This is a genomic window from Nocardioides sp. DN36 (assembly GCF_055380375.1).
Map to the genome: position 1 here is coordinate 4,171,136 of NZ_AP043823.1, position 14,589 is coordinate 4,185,724.

Annotated in this window: 18 protein-coding genes; 12 read left to right on the top strand and 6 right to left on the bottom strand. The window is 74.2% G+C overall.

Going from position 1 to position 14,589, the window contains the following annotated elements:
- Nucleotides 1-1,137, top strand: coding sequence for an N-acetylglucosamine-6-phosphate deacetylase (gene nagA / locus ACZ43H_RS21000; protein ID WP_464586190.1), 1,137 nt, complete (start codon nucleotides 1-3; stop codon nucleotides 1,135-1,137).
- Here nagA and ACZ43H_RS21005 read toward each other — a convergent pair.
- Genes ACZ43H_RS21005 through ACZ43H_RS21020 form a run of 4 tightly spaced genes read right to left on the bottom strand, consistent with a single transcriptional unit; the run spans nucleotide 1,121 to nucleotide 4,605 of the window.
- Nucleotides 1,121-1,846 (bottom strand): ABC transporter permease subunit, encoded by a 726-nt coding sequence (locus ACZ43H_RS21005; protein ID WP_464586191.1) that lies wholly within the window; start codon nucleotides 1,844-1,846, stop codon nucleotides 1,121-1,123. The two genes, nagA and ACZ43H_RS21005, sit on opposite strands and share 17 nt — an antisense overlap.
- A complete protein-coding gene (locus ACZ43H_RS21010; RefSeq protein WP_464586193.1) occupies nucleotides 1,843-2,757 on the bottom strand; it encodes an ABC transporter ATP-binding protein in 915 nt (304 codons plus the stop codon). Before ACZ43H_RS21010 ends, ACZ43H_RS21005 begins: the two co-directional genes overlap by 4 nt.
- Nucleotides 2,754-3,689, bottom strand: coding sequence for an ABC transporter permease (locus ACZ43H_RS21015; protein ID WP_464586195.1), 936 nt, complete (start codon nucleotides 3,687-3,689; stop codon nucleotides 2,754-2,756). Before ACZ43H_RS21015 ends, ACZ43H_RS21010 begins: the two co-directional genes overlap by 4 nt.
- Nucleotides 3,673-4,605: an ABC transporter ATP-binding protein gene (locus ACZ43H_RS21020; protein ID WP_464586196.1), complete on the bottom strand. Its 933-nt coding sequence runs from the start codon at nucleotides 4,603-4,605 to the stop codon at nucleotides 3,673-3,675. The genes ACZ43H_RS21015 and ACZ43H_RS21020 overlap by 17 nt, the downstream gene beginning before the upstream one ends.
- 235 nt (nucleotides 4,606-4,840) lie before the next feature.
- On the opposite strand from ACZ43H_RS21020, the gene ACZ43H_RS21025 reads away from it, so the two are divergent.
- The gene (locus tag ACZ43H_RS21025; RefSeq protein WP_464586198.1) at nucleotides 4,841-5,410 is read left to right on the top strand and encodes an SRPBCC family protein; all 570 of its coding nucleotides are present in this window, start codon (nucleotides 4,841-4,843) and stop codon (nucleotides 5,408-5,410) included.
- Here ACZ43H_RS21025 and pgm read toward each other — a convergent pair.
- Entirely contained in the window at nucleotides 5,391-7,043 is a 1,653-nt protein-coding gene (pgm, locus tag ACZ43H_RS21030; RefSeq protein ID WP_464586200.1) for a phosphoglucomutase (alpha-D-glucose-1,6-bisphosphate-dependent), read from the bottom strand. The two genes, ACZ43H_RS21025 and pgm, sit on opposite strands and share 20 nt — an antisense overlap.
- Nucleotides 7,044-7,123: 80 nt before the next feature.
- On the opposite strand from pgm, the gene ACZ43H_RS21035 reads away from it, so the two are divergent.
- The 10 genes from ACZ43H_RS21035 to ACZ43H_RS21080 all read left to right on the top strand — a co-directional run bounded on the left by ACZ43H_RS21035 (nucleotide 7,124) and on the right by ACZ43H_RS21080 (nucleotide 13,524).
- A complete protein-coding gene (locus ACZ43H_RS21035) occupies nucleotides 7,124-7,762 on the top strand; it encodes a GNAT family N-acetyltransferase (RefSeq protein ID WP_464586202.1) in 639 nt (212 codons plus the stop codon).
- Nucleotides 7,731-8,147, top strand: a complete 417-nt coding sequence (locus ACZ43H_RS21040; RefSeq protein ID WP_464586204.1) for an SRPBCC domain-containing protein — start codon at nucleotides 7,731-7,733, stop codon at nucleotides 8,145-8,147. The genes ACZ43H_RS21035 and ACZ43H_RS21040 overlap by 32 nt, the downstream gene beginning before the upstream one ends.
- Nucleotides 8,144-8,707: a hypothetical protein gene (locus ACZ43H_RS21045; RefSeq protein ID WP_464586206.1), complete on the top strand. Its 564-nt coding sequence runs from the start codon at nucleotides 8,144-8,146 to the stop codon at nucleotides 8,705-8,707. Before ACZ43H_RS21040 ends, ACZ43H_RS21045 begins: the two co-directional genes overlap by 4 nt.
- Before the next feature lie 91 nt (nucleotides 8,708-8,798).
- Complete coding sequence (locus tag ACZ43H_RS21050; RefSeq protein ID WP_464586208.1) at nucleotides 8,799-9,239, top strand: VOC family protein; 441 nt, start codon at nucleotides 8,799-8,801, stop codon at nucleotides 9,237-9,239.
- 162 nt (nucleotides 9,240-9,401) lie between these two features.
- Nucleotides 9,402-10,391 carry a fumarylacetoacetate hydrolase family protein gene (locus ACZ43H_RS21055; protein ID WP_464586209.1) on the top strand — a complete coding sequence of 330 codons (990 nt, stop codon included), beginning with the start codon at nucleotides 9,402-9,404 and terminating at the stop codon, nucleotides 10,389-10,391.
- Nucleotides 10,392-10,436: 45 nt separating this feature from the next.
- Complete coding sequence (locus ACZ43H_RS21060) at nucleotides 10,437-10,934, top strand: hypothetical protein (protein ID WP_464586211.1); 498 nt, start codon at nucleotides 10,437-10,439, stop codon at nucleotides 10,932-10,934.
- A 140-nt stretch (nucleotides 10,935-11,074) separates the two neighbouring features.
- Nucleotides 11,075-11,509, top strand: a complete 435-nt coding sequence (locus tag ACZ43H_RS21065) for a DUF6069 family protein (protein ID WP_464586212.1) — start codon at nucleotides 11,075-11,077, stop codon at nucleotides 11,507-11,509.
- A gap of 10 nt (nucleotides 11,510-11,519) precedes the next feature.
- The gene (locus ACZ43H_RS21070; RefSeq protein WP_464586214.1) at nucleotides 11,520-12,617 is read left to right on the top strand and encodes a sensor histidine kinase; all 1,098 of its coding nucleotides are present in this window, start codon (nucleotides 11,520-11,522) and stop codon (nucleotides 12,615-12,617) included.
- Between the two features lie 29 nt (nucleotides 12,618-12,646).
- Nucleotides 12,647-13,219 carry a response regulator gene (locus ACZ43H_RS21075; protein ID WP_464590893.1) on the top strand — a complete coding sequence of 191 codons (573 nt, stop codon included), beginning with the start codon at nucleotides 12,647-12,649 and terminating at the stop codon, nucleotides 13,217-13,219.
- Nucleotides 13,220-13,365: 146 nt separating this feature from the next.
- Nucleotides 13,366-13,524 carry a hypothetical protein gene (locus ACZ43H_RS21080; RefSeq protein ID WP_464586215.1) on the top strand — a complete coding sequence of 53 codons (159 nt, stop codon included), beginning with the start codon at nucleotides 13,366-13,368 and terminating at the stop codon, nucleotides 13,522-13,524.
- Nucleotides 13,525-13,541: 17 nt separating this feature from the next.
- On the opposite strand, the gene ACZ43H_RS21085 is transcribed toward ACZ43H_RS21080, so the two are convergent.
- Nucleotides 13,542-14,582 (bottom strand): PP2C family protein-serine/threonine phosphatase, encoded by a 1,041-nt coding sequence (locus tag ACZ43H_RS21085; protein ID WP_464586217.1) that lies wholly within the window; start codon nucleotides 14,580-14,582, stop codon nucleotides 13,542-13,544.
- Nucleotides 14,583-14,589 lie beyond the last annotated feature (7 nt).

The window sequence follows — 14,589 nt, forward strand, 5'->3', positions numbered from 1 at the left end:
ATGCTGCTCTCTGCTGGTCGGGTGGTCACCCCGGCGCGGGTCTTCGCGCCGGGGTGGCTGCACGTCGTGGATGGGCGGATCGCCGAGGTCGGTCCCGGGTCGCCACCGCGGCCCGCCGACGTCGAGCTGCCCGCCGCCACGGTCGTCCCGGGGTTCGTCGACACCCACGTCCACGGGGGCGGGGGAGCGTCGTTCGACGGCGGCGACCCGGAGGTGGGCGCGGCCGCGGTGCGCGCCCACCTCGCCCACGGCACCACCACGATGGTCGCGAGCCTGGTGACCGCGAGCGGGCCGTCGCTGCTCGACTCGGTGCGCCGGCTGTCCGACCTCGCCGACGACGGGCTGCTGGCCGGGATCCATCTCGAGGGTCCGTGGCTGAGCCCGAGGTACGCCGGCGCCCACGACCCCGAGCTGCTCACCGACCCGAAGCCGGCCCAGGTCGACGCGCTGCTCGAGGCCGGGCGCGGACACGTGCGGATGGTGACGCTGGCGCCGGAGCTGGCCGGCGGGCTGGACGCGATCAGGCAGCTGACCGCCGCCGGCGTCGTGGCCGCGATCGGGCACACGGACGCGACGTACGACGTCGCGCGCTCCGCGCTCGACGCGGGGGCCGGCGTGGGCACCCACCTCTTCAACGCGATGCGCGGGCTGCACCACCGCGAGCCCGGCCCGGTGGCGGCGCTGCTCGAGCACCCGGACGCCTACGTGGAGCTGGTCGCCGACGGCGTGCACGTCCACCCGGCCGCGCTGCGGCTCGCGGCCCGGGCCAAGCCGCACCTGACCGTGCTGGTCACCGACGCGATGGCGGCCGCGACCGCCGCCGACGGGGACTACCGGCTCGGGCGCCTCACGGTGACGGTGCGCGACGGGGTGGCGCGGCTGGCGGGCACCGGCGCGATCGCCGGCTCCACGCTGACGATGGCTGCCGCGGTCCGGTACGCCGTCCGGGTCGCCGGCCTGCCCATCGAGGACGTCGTGCGCGCCGCCACCGCCTCTCCGGCGGCCCTCCTCGGCCTGGACCGGGTCGGCGCCCTGCGCCCCGGCTTCGACGCCGACCTCGTGGTGCTCGACGACGACCTGGCCGTGCAGCGGGTGATGCGGAAGGGGACCTGGGTCGGGGCTACTCGTCCCCGGTGAGGTTGAAGCCGCGGAGCCGCCGGCCGGTGAGCCAGACGCCGAGGACGATCACGACCAGCGTGGCGACGAGGGCGTACGACGTCCCGAGGTCGGTCACGAGGGTCACGCCGGCGACCGGTTCGGCGATCGCGCCCGACCAGCGGCTGATGCTGAGCCAGCGGATGCCGTCGAGCAGGCCGCCCAGCAGGCTCTCCCAGATCAGCAGGTAGATCAGGCCGACCACCACGGCGTGCCGGGTCAGCACCGACAGCAGCGCGAAGAGCGAGCAGTAGGCCAGCCCGCCCGCCAGCGCCCCGAGGGCGAGCCCGCCCCCGAAGCCCGGGTCGCCGGGGCGGAGCACCAGGCCCGCCACCAGGACGGGCAGGACCGCGAAGGCCACCACGCAGGACGCCGCGACCGCGAGCTTGCTCAGCACGATGGTGTGCCGCGAGATCGGTTTGGCCAGCAGGTAGGCGATCGACCCGTCGTCGATCTCGGGAGCGAGCAGGCCGGTGGTCGAGAGCAGCGCGACGAGCGGGACGACCACGACCAGGCCCAGCCCGTAGAGAGTGTGCCGCGCCCCGGTCTCGTCCGAGCCGACGAGGACCCGGACCAGCACGGCCAGCCCGACGAGCACCACCGGCAGCACGAAGAGCAGGATGCCCCGGCGCCGGCCGAAGACGCTGCGGTAGCCGAGCCGCGCGATCGTCGGCGACCAGACCGCGCTCATGACGACACCAGGTAGGCGAAGACGCTCTCGAGCGACTCGTCGGTCGGCGTGACCTCGAGCAGCCGGACCGCGTGGTCGCGCGCCAGTCGGGGCAGCACCTCGCTGAACCGGCCGAAGTCGGACGCCTCGAGCTCGATGCCGCCCTCGGAGCGGAGCCGGGCCCCGCGCACCGACGGGTCGGCCAGCAGGATCGACGCCATCGTCCGGTCGTCGGAGGTGCGCAGCACGAACCGGTTGGGCCGGTCGGTCATCAGCCGCCGGATCGCGCCGAAGTCACCGGAGGCGGCGTGCCGGCCGGCGACGACCACCTCGATCTGCCGGGCCACCTGCTCGACCTCCTCGAGGATGTGGGAGCTGAACAGCACCGTGCGGCCCTCGGCGCCCATGGTGCGCAGCAGCTCCATCAGGTGGATCCGCTGCCGGGGGTCCATGCCGTTGAACGGCTCGTCGAGCAGCAGCACGGCCGGGTCGTGCACCAGCGCGGAGGCCATCTTGACCCGCTGCCGCATCCCCTTGGAGTACGTCGAGATGACGCGGTCCTGCGCGTCGCTCATCTCGACCGTGGCGAGCGCCCGCTGGGCGGCTGCCTTCGGGTCGGGGAGCCCGTGCAGCTCGGCGTTGGCCAGCACGAACTGCCGCCCGGTGAGGTACTCGAACAGCGCCTCGCGCTCGGGCACGAGCCCGATCTTGCGGTAGACCTGCTCGTTGCGCCACAGCGGCTCACCGTCCAGCGTCACCGAGCCCGTCGAGGGCGCGAGGAAGCCCGACATCATCGCGATCAGCGTGGACTTGCCGGCGCCGTTGGGCCCGAGCAGGCCGGTGACGCCCGGGCCGATCGTCATCGAGACGTCGTTGACGGCGACGACGTTGCGGTACCACCGCGACACGTGGTCGAGCTCGATGGTGCTCATACGGGAACCTCGCGGTAGCGGCGCAGCATCGCGCCGACGCAGCCGAGCACGACGAGCGCCGTGACGACCAGGTAGAGCACGCCCATGCCGGTGCCCGTGGGCGGCGTCGGCGTGGCCTCGGGGGAGCCGAAGAGGAAGACCTGGACGCCGTTGACCAGCGTGTACGGCGAGAACATGCCGGCGACCTCGCCGACCCGCGGGTGGTGCGCCTCGAGCGAGATCCCCTGGATGGTGGCGACCACGGTGTAGCTGACCAGCAGCACCACGATGACCGCCGCGACCGCCAGTCCGCGCCGGATCGTCAGCGCGGAGACGAGGGCGGCCAGCCCGGACAGGCACGCGGCGAGCAGCAGCGCCCCGACCAGCGCGCCGAGGACCCGGCCCGTCTCCCGGCCCGGCGGCAGCTCGGCGAGCAGGCCGCCGACGTACATCAGCACCAGCGGCGCCCCGATCAGCACGAACGTCGCTGCCGTCAGCGAGGCCAGCCGCACCAGGACGTACGTCGTGCGCCGCAACGGGCGGGCGAGGTAGAGGGTGATGGTGCGGAACCGCAGGTCGCGCGAGACCAGGGCGGGGGCCTGGGAGGCCACGAAGACCGAGATGAGCAGCTGGGTGGTGAGCGGGTAGGTGCTGTAGGCGACGATCTGCTCGTCGAGCCCGAGCAGCCCCTTGGCCTGCACCAGGACGCCGACCAGGATCAGCGCGGGCAGCAGCATCAGCCCGAGCAGGATCATCGGCAGCACCTTCGAGCGGCCGGAGCGGCCGAGGCCGAAGCAGTTGCGCAGGCCGGTGACCAGGAGCGCCCACGCGACCTCGCGCTCCCCGAGCCGGGGGCCGGTGTAGGAGCGGTAGCCGAGGTCGTGGATGACGGCGGTCGGCGCCGCGGTGGGCGCGGGGTCGGCCGCCCCGGTGAACTCAGACGGGCTGGACACTTCCGGCACCCCCGTCCCGGAACACGTCCTCGATGCGGTGGTGGCGTTCCTGCATCCGGACCAGGCCCAGCCCGAGCTCGACGGTCAGGTCGCGGACGACGTCCCGCGTGGTCTCGTCGCGCGCCTCGACCTCGACCATGCGTCCGTCGGAGGGCCAGGCGCGCAGGCCGGCGTCGACGAGCGCCTGGCCGAGCAGCCGGTCCGCGTCGGGCCGGCCCTGCACCTCGACCAGCAGGTTGCCGGTGGTGTTCAGGAAGTCCGTGGTCGCCGAGGAGCGGAGCAGCCGGCCGCTGTCGAGCACGACCACGTGGTCGCTGACCCGCTCCAGCTCGCCGAGCAGGTGGGAGGTGACCAGGACGGCGATGCCGAACTCGGTGCCGATGCGGCGCACCAGCGCCAGCATGTCGTCGCGCGAGGACGGGTCCAGGCCGTTGGTCGGCTCGTCGAGGAGCACCAGCCGCGGGTCGTGGACGAGTGCCTGGGCCAGCTTGGCGCGCTGCTTCATGCCGGTGGAGTAGCCGCCGATGGGCCGGTAGCGCTCCTCGGCCAGCCCGACGTGGCGCAGCACGTCGGACGCGCGCTCGCGGGCGGCCGGGTAGGGCAGGCCGGACATCTGGCCGAGGTGGACGACCAGGTCGCTCGCGGAGACGTCGGCCGGCAGGCAGTCGTGCTCGGGCATGTAGCCCACCAGCGCCCGGATCTGCCCGCCCTCGGTGGCGACGTCGTACCCCAGCACGCTGGCGCTCCCGCTGGTCGCCGGCAGCAGGCCGAGCAGGATCTTGATCAGCGTCGACTTGCCGGCCCCGTTCGCGCCGACCAGCCCGGTGACTCCGTGCCCGATGCTCACGTCGAGCGAGTCCAGCGCGGTCACCCGGGGGTACTGCTTGGTCAGACCCACGGTCTCGATGACGCCCACGGAGTCAAGGTAGCCGCCCTCGACGGATAGTCCGGCACGTTTCGACCTCGGGGCGCCGCCGGTGACGACAGAAACGTGCCGGACTATCCCGTCGGATCGGTGTTGCGGAACAGGTGGACACCCACCGTGAGCCCGGAGACGGCCGTCGCGTCACTGCTCATGCAGACGGCTCTCCCCCTCGTCGGTCCGGGCAGGTCGGCACGGACGCTGCGCGAGCCGGCGTACGGTCGGCAGCGTGTTCCGCTCCGTCGCCGCGACGTACGACGAGGTCGCGCGGCCGCTGCCCGGCGACGAGCTGGTGCCCGGCGCGGCCGTGGTGATGGACCGCGCCTTCACGCTCGGGGCGCCGGTGGCCCGGGTCTGGCCGTGGTTCGTGCAGCTCGGCAAGGGGCGAGCGGGCTGGTACGCCCCGCGTCGGGTCGAGCGGGCCGTGCCGGCGGGGCGACGCGCGATCCGGCGGATCGATCCCGCCCTGCAGCTCCTCGGCGTCGGCGACGTCATCGCCGACTGGGGCGGCCGGGACGCGATCTTCACCGTGGCGCGCCTCGAGCCACCGCGGGTGCTCGTGCACACCTCGCGCCGGGGTCGGGTCGACCTGTCCTGGGCGATCGTGCTGCACGAGGTGCCGCCCGGCACGCGGGTCCAGCTCCGGCTCCGGATGTCCGGGGTGCGGCGGCCGTGGCTCGCGCGCACGCTCGGTGGCCTCGTCGACGCGGTCACGGTCGCGGCACTCGCGGCCGGGCTGCGCGAGCGGGTCGGCCCGGCGCCGGAGCGCCGGGCGCGGGTCAGCCGAGCGCCGCGCTGACCACCTCGCGCGCCTCGGCCTGCACCTCGGCGAGGTGGTCGGGGCCGCGGAACGACTCGGCGTAGATCTTGTAGACGTCCTCGGTGCCCGACGGCCGGGCGGCGAACCACGCCGACTCGGTGACCACCTTCAGCCCGCCGATCTTCGCGCCGTTGCCGGGCGCCTCGGTGAGCTTGGCGGTGATCTCCTCGCCCGCCAGCGACGTCGCCTTCACGTCGTCGGGCGAAAGGGCGCCGAGCTTCGCCTTCTGCTCGCGGTCGGCGGGCGCGTCGATGCGGGCGTACGCCGGGTCGCCGTGCTGCTCCACGAGGGCGGCGTAGTGCTGCGAGGGGGTCTTCCCGGTGGTCGCGAGGATCTCGGACGCCAGCAGGGCCAGCAGGATCCCGTCCTTGTCGGTGGTCCAGGTGGTGCCGTCCTTGCGCAGGAACGACGCGCCCGCGGACTCCTCGCCGCCGAACCCGAACGACCCGTCGATCAGGCCGGGCACGAACCACTTGAACCCGACCGGCACCTCGACCATCGGCTTGCCGAGCGAGGAGGCGACCCGGTCGATCATCGAGGAGGAGACCAGCGTCTTGCCGATCCGGGCGGAGTCCGGCCAGCCGGGACGCGCCCCGCCGAAGAGGTAGTCGATCGCGACCGCGAGGAAGTGGTTGGGGTTCATCAGTCCGGCGTCGGGGGTGACGATGCCGTGCCGGTCGGCGTCGGCGTCGTTGCCGGTCGCGAGGTCGTACTCCGACTTCCGCCCGATCAGCGAGGCCATCGCGTTGGGGGAGGAGCAGTCCATCCGGATCTTGCCGTCCCAGTCCAGCGTCATGAACCGCCACGTCGGGTCGACCAACGGGTTCACCACCGTCAGGTCCAGGCCGAGGCGCTCGGCGATCTCGCCCCAGTACGCCACGCTCGCACCGCCCAGCGGGTCGGCGCCGATCCGGACGCCGGCGTCGCGGATCGCGTCGATGTCGAGGACGTCCGGCAGGTCGTCGACGTAGGTCCCGAGGAAGTCGTACGACGACGCCGCGGCCCGCGCCCGCGCGAACGGGACCCGCTTCACCTCGCCGAGCCCGGCCCTGATCAGCTCGTTGGCGCGCGCCGCGATGACCGACGTCGCGTCGGTGTCGGCGGGGCCGCCGTGGGGCGGGTTGTACTTGAACCCGCCGTCGGAGGGCGGGTTGTGCGAGGGGGTGACCACGATGCCGTCGGCGAGTCCCCTTCCGGTGGTCGAGCCTGTCGAGACCCCGCGGTTGGCGCGCAGGATCGCGTGCGAGACCGCCGGGGTCGGCGTGTAGCCGTCGCGGTCGTCGACGAGCACGGTCACGTCGTTGGCGACGAGCACCTCGAGCGCGGTCGCCCACGCCGGCTCGGAGAGGCCGTGGGTGTCGCGCCCGATGAACAGCGGGCCGTCGTACCCCTGCTCGCGGCGGTAGTCGCAGATCGCCTGCGTGGTGGCGAGGATGTGCGTCTCGTTGAACGCGGTCCGCAGCGACGTGCCGCGGTGGCCGCTGGTGCCGAACGCGACCTGCTGGTCGACGTCGTCGGGGTCGGGGACGCCGGTGTAGTACGCCGTCACCAGGTGGGCGACGTCGACGAGGTCCGAGGGCTCGGCGGGCTGTCCTGCGCGGGGGTCGGCCATGGAGGTCATCATGCCGCCCCGGTCAACGGGCGTCACGGCTCTCGCCCGGCCGCGGAGGCGGCCGCTGGCACACTGCGACCATGTCGCCGGCTCCCGTCCTGGACACCCTGGAGACCGATCGGCTCGTGCTCCGGCGTCGCAGGGCGGACGATGCCGCCGTCCTCCGCGCACTCTGGACCGAGCGGGACTCACGCGTGCCGCCGCACCGGCGGATCGATCGTGAGGGCCGCCCCACCGTGGCGGACATCGCCGCGCAGATCCGCGCGGAGCGCGACGAGCCGGGGCCGCGGATCCTGGCGGTGGAGCGGAGGGCCTCCGGCGACGTGATCGGCTACTGCGGGCTGGTCCTCCACGGGAACGGGGCCCCCGACGAGCCCGAGCTGGCCTTCGAGCTGCTGCGCGCGACCCACGGGCGCGGCTACGCGACCGAGGCCGGACGGGCCGTGGTCGCCTGGGCGGACGAGGCGGGCCACCAGCGGCTGTGGGCCACGGTCCGCGACTGGAACGTGCCGTCGCGGCGGGTCCTCGAGAAGCTCGGGTTCCGCGAGACGGGCCGGGTGGAGCCGGACGCCGTCCACGGCGACAGCCTGCTGACCGTGCGAGAGCCCAGGGCGACCACGCGGTCCGGGGATGATGGAGCGCATGACGCGGACAGACTCGGCATCGCACCTCGTGACCGCCTCCCCGATGACCGTCTACGAGGCGCTCGTCGATCCTGACGCCCTGGTCCGGTGGCTTCCGCCGGCGGGGATGAGCGGCCGGTTCGAGTGGTTCGAGCTCCGGCCCGGGGGTGGCTTCCGCCTCGTGCTCACCTACGCCGATGCTTCAGGTGCGCCCGGCAAGGCCGGCTCGGACACCGACGTCGTCGAGGCGCGCTTCGTGGAGCTCGTCCCCGGCGAGCGCGTCGTGCAGGCTGTCGACTTCGAGTCGGACGACCCTGCCTTCGCGGGCACGATGACCATGACCTGGTCCCTCGCGGCCGACGGGGCGGGCACCCGGGTGGAGGTGCGTGCCGACGATGTCCCCGCGGGGATCTCCGCGGAGGACCATGCGGTCGGGCTGGCGTCGTCCCTGGCCAACCTCGCGAACCACGTGACGCCATGACCCGCTACGTCGACCACGCTGCCGATGGGCCATCGGTCGGCCGGTGCATCGTCCTCCCCGGCAGCAGGTACACGCCCGACGGCCCGCTCCTCTTCTTCGCCGCCCAGGTCGCGCTCGGTCGGGGGTGGGACGTGCGCCAGGCCTGGTGGGAGGTGCCGCAGCTCAGCAGCGACGCCGACGAGGTCGCCTGGGTCGGCTCCCAGCTGGAGGCGGCGGTCGACGGCTACGACGGCCGCGTCCTCGTCGTCGCCAAGTCCCTGGGCACGCTGGCGGCCCCCGTCGCCGCCGCCCGCGGGTACGACGCGGCGTGGCTCACCCCGCTCCTCGCCGAGCCGGAACTCGCCGAGCCGCTGCTGACCTACCCCGCAGCGCAGCTCGTCGTCATCGGCGGCGGCGACCCCTACTTCGACCAGGACGTGCTCGACGCGCTCCCGGGTGAACGCGTGGTCGTGTCCGGCGACCACGTCCTGCGGGTCCCCGGCGACCCGGCGGCCATGGTCGCCGCTCACGACCGCTTCGTGCGGTCGTTCGACACGTGGCTGGCCGCGCTGCAGCCCTAGGGGACGAGATGGCAGCACGGATGTCGAGATCGTCGCGGCGGCACCGTCCCCGCGGCAGGACCAGTCGCACGAGCCCTGGAGGATGACAGCCATGCCGAGCATCAGACGTTTCGACCACGTGGGGATCACCGTCGCCGACCTCGACGAGGTGACGGCGTTCTTCGTCGGGCTGGGTCTCGCGATCGAGGGCCGCACCTTCCTGGAGGGCGAGTTCGTCGACACCGTCACCGGGATCCCGGGCTCGCGGTCGGAGATCGTGGTGCTGCGGCCGCCGGACGGTGGCACCGGGGTCGAGCTCTCGAGCTTCGTCAGGCCCGACGTCGTGCCCGGGTCGCCCGCCGCGATGGCGAACGAGCAGGGGTTGCGCAACGTCTGCTTCGAGGTCGTCGGCCTGCAGGAGCTGGTCGACGACCTGGCCGCGGACGGGTACGGGCTGGTCGGCGGCGTCGGCCGGCACGAGGACGCCTGGCTGATGGCCTACGTCCGCGGCCCGGAGGGGATCGTCGTCTCGCTCGCCGAGCGGATCGGCTGAGCGCGGGCATCGACGTGTCCGATGCCGGGCATCGCCACGCCGGGGTTCCCCGGCCGCGGTCGGGGCCACATGCTGGTCGTCCCAGCGGCGTCAGCGTGCGCCGGCACCGACCGTGGAGGACGCGACGATGACCGCTCTCGGACGCCACGCGGAGGTCGCCGCATGAAGCTCGCCACCTACCTCGACCGCGCCGGCGTGACGCACGTCGGCGTGGTCGGGCACCACCTGGTGCACCCCCTCGCCGACGGCCTGACGATGCGGGACGTCGTCGGTCGAGGTCTCGACGAGGCACGGGCGCTCGGCGCCGTCGCCCTGGGGTCCGAGGGCGTGCCGCTCTCGTCGGTGCGGCTCCTGGCGCCGCTCGCGCCGACCACGATGCGCGACTTCGTCGCCTTCGAGGAGCACGTCGAGGGCGTGCGCCGCAGCATCGACGGCGTGGGAGGAGTCGCGGAGGCGTGGTACGACGCGCCCACCTTCTACTTCACCAACCCGCACACCGTGCTCGGCCCGGACGACGAGGTGCCCTTCCCCGCCACCTGCCTGGCACGGGACTTCGAGCTCGAGGTCGCGGTCGTGGTCGGCCGCGAGGGACGGTCGCTGTCGGTCGAGGAGGCCGCGGACCACGTCTTCGGCTACACCATCCTCAACGACTGGTCGGCGCGGGACCTGCAGCGGCGCGAGATGCAGGTCGGCCTCGGGCCGGCCAAGGGCAAGGACTTCGCCAACACCCTCGGCCCCTGGATCGTCACCCGCGACGAGCTCGAGCCCCACCGGGACGCCGACGGGTTCCTGGACCTGTGGTGCACGGTCTCGGTCAACGACGTCGAGATCGGCCACGACCTGCTCTCCAACATGGGCTGGACGTTCGAGGCGATGATCGCCTACGCCTCGCGGGACAGCAGGGTGCTGCCCGGCGACGTGCTCGGCTCCGGCACCACGGGCAACGGCGGCTGCCTCGCCGAGCTCTGGGGCCGGCGAGGTGACCAGGACCCGCCGCCGCTCCAGCCCGGCGACGTCGTGACCGTGACCGTGCAGGGCATCGGATCGATCACCAGCACCGTGGCCGTGGCCGAGGCCGCGCCGGCGCTGCCCGGCGTACGCCGCCGCTCCGCCGAGCAGGCGCGGTCTGGGCACTCGTCGACGCACCGCTGAGGTCACCGGCACCGGGGCTCAGGAGTCCGGGCGACACTGGGACGCATGGACGATCCCGGACCGGCCGAGGTCCTCGAGGTGGAGGGCCGTCCGCCGGCGCGCCGGCGCTGGGTGGTGGCCGCCGTCGCCCTCACGGTCGCGGCCGCCGGGGTGATGGTGGTCGACCGGGAGCTGCGGGACCGCGAGCGACGCGACCTCGCCGCCTGCACGGTGGCGGCCCGGCGCGCCGTCGACGAGGCGCTCACGCCCCTGCACACCCTGGCGGTCTACGTCCGCCCTGTTCCCGACGGCGGGTCGTCGGCGCGCGTCGAACCCTCGGTGCAGGACGCGATCAGCGAGGCCGCCGCCCGGGCGGGGCGACGTCTGGCCCCGGCCCGCCGTCGCTGCGCCGACGTCGACGTGGTGTGGCTGCACGGCTCGCTGCGCGAGCAGCGGGACGCCTGCGTCGACGGGCTGGACGCCGAGGCGGCCTTCCTGCAGTCGGTGGCCCGGGACGGGCCCGCGGTCGGCGGCGAGTGGAGCTCGACGGTCGCCGACTGCTGATCCCGCTGCCCGGTCGTGCACGGCGCCGGGACAGGACAAATGTCCCGGCGGTCTCCCCACATCCTCATCTGCCTGCGGACCGCGCCGATTCCTAGCGTGGTCACGTCGCCCGCGGGGGGCGGCGGTGACGGAGGAACGTGATGACGGATCCACAGCAGGTGCTCGAGGAACAGACCGCGACCCGGCGGACCGGCGGCCTCGCCGGCGACGCAGCGGTCGTCGTGCTGGCGGTGGTCGCGGCGCTGGTGACCTGGGCGGTGGTAGGTCCGGTGGCGGGGGTCGAGCTCCGGGCCGAGGCGGGCGACGGGTCGCGGGAGGTGGGGGGTGCGGCCGTCGCGGCGACCGCGCTGGTCGTCGCGCTGGCGGGGGTCCTGCTCGCCCGCGTCCTCGCACGCGGCGAGCGCGGCCTGCGCTGGTGGACGGTGGTCGCCTCCGTCGTCTGGGCACTGTCGGTGGCCGGGCCGTTGGGGGCCACCACCGCAGCGGCCGGCGCGGGCCTGGCCTGCCTCCACCTCGTCGTGGGGGCGGTCGTGGTGTTCGGCGTACGCCGCCTCCACGGCCGCCGGACGGCGTAGCGTGCGGCCGGTGAGGGCCTCGATCTCGGCGGGCTGCGCCTGGCAGCGCAACGCCTCGGTGCTCCTGTGGACCCCGGTGCTGCTGCTCGGGCCGGTGCTCTCCCTCGGGGACGCCGACCTGCCGTGGTTCGAGGCCGCCCTGGTCGTGGTGATGGCCACCTGCGCGTCCGTGGCGGTGCTGTCCGGCCCCCGGAGCGCAACGCCGTACGTCGCGCTGTCGACGCTGGTCGCCGCCACCTTCGCGGGCGCCAACCACGGCAGCGAGTGGCTGCCGACCTGGATCCTGCTGGCGCTGACCCTGACCGCCGTGCTGCGCGGGTGGTGGCTCGCCGGGACGCTGCCGCTCGTGGTGGCCGCCTCCATGTGGGCCGCCTCGACGGTCGACCCGCTGTCGGCCGGGCGCGTGTGGGCGGAGGGCTTCGTGGTGCTGCTCGCCGGCGTCGCCAACACGGCCGTCACCCGTCTGGTCGAGACGATCGCGGAGCTGCGCCGGACCCGGGAGGAGCTGGCCCGCCGGGCGGTGGCCGACGAGCGGGAGCGGTTCTCCCGCGACCTGCACGACCTGCTCGGCCACACGCTGTCGGTGATGGTGGTGAAGGCCGAGGCGGTCCGCCGGCTGGCCGCGCGGGACCCGGAGGCCGCGGCCGCGCACGCCGCCGACATCGAGCGGGTCGGTCGTGAGGCCCTCGCCGACGTGCGCCGGGCCCTCGACGAGATGCGCGTGCCCGTGCTGGCCGAGGAGCTGCAGGGGGCCCGGATGGCGCTGGACGCGGCGGGGATCCGCGCGGAGATCACGGCGTACGACGGCCCCGTGCCCCCCGGGGCCGACCAGGCGCTCGCCTGGGTGGTGCGCGAGGGGGTGACCAACGTGCTGCGGCACTCCGGCGCCGCCCGGTGCCGGCTCGAGGTCAGCAGCCGGGACGACCAGATCGTGCTCACCGTCGCCGACGACGGGACCGGTGGGCCGGCAGCCCCGCGGGACCGGCAGGGCGGTCTCGACGGGCTGCGGCGCCGGCTGGTCGCGGCCGGCGGTCACCTCGACGTCGAGCCGCACGCCGACGGCTTCCGGCTCACCGCGCGGGTCCCCACGTCGGTGGTGGCCCGGTGATCCGGATCCTGCTGGCCGAGGACCAGACGATGATGCGCGGCGCGCTGGCGGTGCTGCTGGACCTCGAGGACGACCTGGAGGTCGTCGCCCAGGTCGACGACGGCGCGGACGTGGTCGCCCGCGCCCTGGAGCTGCGTCCCGACGTGGCCCTGCTGGACATCGAGATGCCGCACGTCAGCGGGCTCGACGCGGCCGAGCAGCTGGCCCGGGAGCTGCCCGGCTGCCGGGTGCTGATCGTCACCACGTTCGCGCGGCCCGGCTACCTGCAGCGGGCGATGGCGGCCGGGGTCCGCGGGTTCCTGGTCAAGGACGGCCCGGCCGAGGGGCTCGCCGACGCGATCCGCCGGGTGATGGCCGGGGCGACCGTGATCGACCCCGAGCTGGCCGGTGCCGCGCTGCGGGTGGCCGCGTGTCCGCTCACCGGGCGCGAGCGGGACGTGCTGGCGTCGGCCGAGGACGGCTCGACGGTCGCCGACATCGCGGCGCGGCTGTTCCTCTCCGAGTCCACCGTGCGCAACTACCTCTCGGCGGCGATCGGCAAGACCGGCACCCGCAACAAGACCGAGGCCGCCCTGCTGGCGCGGCAGCGTGGCTGGCTGTAGACCAATCCGGCGCCGGCCCCGGCTCCGAAGTGCTTGGTGCCGGGGCCGTCCAGCAGCGCGGCGGCCCCGGCTCGCCGCGTCGTACGCCGCCCGACGGCGCGCGCGTGAGAAGGTCGGAGCTCGAGGCTCGACAGGGAGGACGACGGATGTCCGGGTACTACTCGTGCATGGCGTGCGGGTACGAGTTCGACCCCATCGCGACCCGCTGGTTCTGCCCGCACTGCAAGTTCAAGGCGAACTGCTGCGAGGGTGAGGCGCTGGCGCCGGTGAAGGTGCCGGGGAGCACGGAGCACACCACCGGCTGACGGCCGGACCGCCGGCCTCAGGTGGCGCGGTGCTCGACGAGCACCAGCGCGAGGTCGTCGGCGATCTGCCGGCCGGCGTGCGCGACCAGCCGGTCCAGGAGCCGGTCGAGCGCCTCGTCCAGGGTGCCGGCGCGCAGCAGCGGAGCGTTCTCGCCGAGCGGGAAGAAGGTGCCGCGCCGGTCGCGCGCCTCGACCAGGCCGTCGGTGTAGATGAGCATCCGGGAGCCGTCCGGCCAGCCGGACGTGACCGAGGTCGGCTCGGGGCCCAGGCCCAGCGGCGGCTCGGGAGTGCCGGTCGGCACCAGCTCGGCCTCTGCGTCACCGGTCACCAGCAGCGGCGGGTGGTGACCGCAGTTGACCATCGTCACCGTGTGGTCGTCGTGGAACTCCGCGAGCACGGCGGTCACGAAGTCCTCGTCGCCGGCCACCGCCTGCACGACGGAGTCGAGGTCGCTCGCGATGTCCGCGAGCGCCTCCCGGGTGAACGCCGAGCGCCGGAAGGCGCCCAGCACGGTGCCGGCCAGCTGGACGGCATCGAGCCCCTTGCCGCGCACGTCGCCGACGATGACGCGGACGCCGTGCGGGCTCTCGGCCACCTCGTAGAGGTCGCCGCCGACCAGCGCCTCCCGGGTCGCGGAGACGTAGCGCGCGGCGAAGCCGAGCGAGCCGACCGCGGTGGGCATGGCCCGGAGCACGGCCCGCTGCGCGGTCTCGGCGATCACGGTCATCCGGCGCAGGTCGCGCTCCCGGCGGACCCGGATGGTGGCGATGGTGACGGCGAGGGCCCCCAGGATGAACGTCAGCACCAGCCGGATGTCCCAGTCGAGGCTGGCGAAGTTGTCGTTCCAGATCCACGAGATGCTCGAGAGGAGCAGCGCGAGCACCGCCACGGCCGCGGTGCGTCGCACGGTCGTCACGGCTCCGGTGACGAGCGCGGCGAGCGCGTAGGACCCGCTCAGCACCGTCCCGGGCAGGGCGATGTCGAGGCTGAGCAGGAGCACGAGCACCAGCAGGGCGCCCACGAGCGCGGCGTTCTGCTGCCGCTCGCCTGCGCTCATGCCTGGT

What these genes read in the sequence shown, in the direction of transcription:
- nagA (WP_464586190.1), top strand. Translation starts at nt 1, where the DNA reads ATGCTGCTCTCTGCTGGTCGGGTGGTCACCCCGGCGCGGGTCTTCGCG.
- ACZ43H_RS21005 (WP_464586191.1), bottom strand. Translation starts at nt 1,846, where the DNA reads ATGAGCGCGGTCTGGTCGCCGACGATCGCGCGGCTCGGCTACCGCAGC.
- ACZ43H_RS21010 (WP_464586193.1), bottom strand. Translation starts at nt 2,757, where the DNA reads ATGAGCACCATCGAGCTCGACCACGTGTCGCGGTGGTACCGCAACGTC.
- pgm (WP_464586200.1), bottom strand. Translation starts at nt 7,043, where the DNA reads ATGGCCGACCCCCGCGCAGGACAGCCCGCCGAGCCCTCGGACCTCGTC.
- ACZ43H_RS21035 (WP_464586202.1), top strand. Translation starts at nt 7,124, where the DNA reads ATGTCGCCGGCTCCCGTCCTGGACACCCTGGAGACCGATCGGCTCGTG.
- ACZ43H_RS21040 (WP_464586204.1), top strand. Translation starts at nt 7,731, where the DNA reads ATGACCGTCTACGAGGCGCTCGTCGATCCTGACGCCCTGGTCCGGTGG.
- ACZ43H_RS21045 (WP_464586206.1), top strand. Translation starts at nt 8,144, where the DNA reads ATGACCCGCTACGTCGACCACGCTGCCGATGGGCCATCGGTCGGCCGG.
- ACZ43H_RS21050 (WP_464586208.1), top strand. Translation starts at nt 8,799, where the DNA reads ATGCCGAGCATCAGACGTTTCGACCACGTGGGGATCACCGTCGCCGAC.
- ACZ43H_RS21055 (WP_464586209.1), top strand. Translation starts at nt 9,402, where the DNA reads ATGAAGCTCGCCACCTACCTCGACCGCGCCGGCGTGACGCACGTCGGC.
- ACZ43H_RS21060 (WP_464586211.1), top strand. Translation starts at nt 10,437, where the DNA reads ATGGACGATCCCGGACCGGCCGAGGTCCTCGAGGTGGAGGGCCGTCCG.
- ACZ43H_RS21065 (WP_464586212.1), top strand. Translation starts at nt 11,075, where the DNA reads ATGACGGATCCACAGCAGGTGCTCGAGGAACAGACCGCGACCCGGCGG.
- ACZ43H_RS21075 (WP_464590893.1), top strand. Translation starts at nt 12,647, where the DNA reads ATGATGCGCGGCGCGCTGGCGGTGCTGCTGGACCTCGAGGACGACCTG.
- ACZ43H_RS21080 (WP_464586215.1), top strand. Translation starts at nt 13,366, where the DNA reads ATGTCCGGGTACTACTCGTGCATGGCGTGCGGGTACGAGTTCGACCCC.
- ACZ43H_RS21085 (WP_464586217.1), bottom strand. Translation starts at nt 14,582, where the DNA reads ATGAGCGCAGGCGAGCGGCAGCAGAACGCCGCGCTCGTGGGCGCCCTG.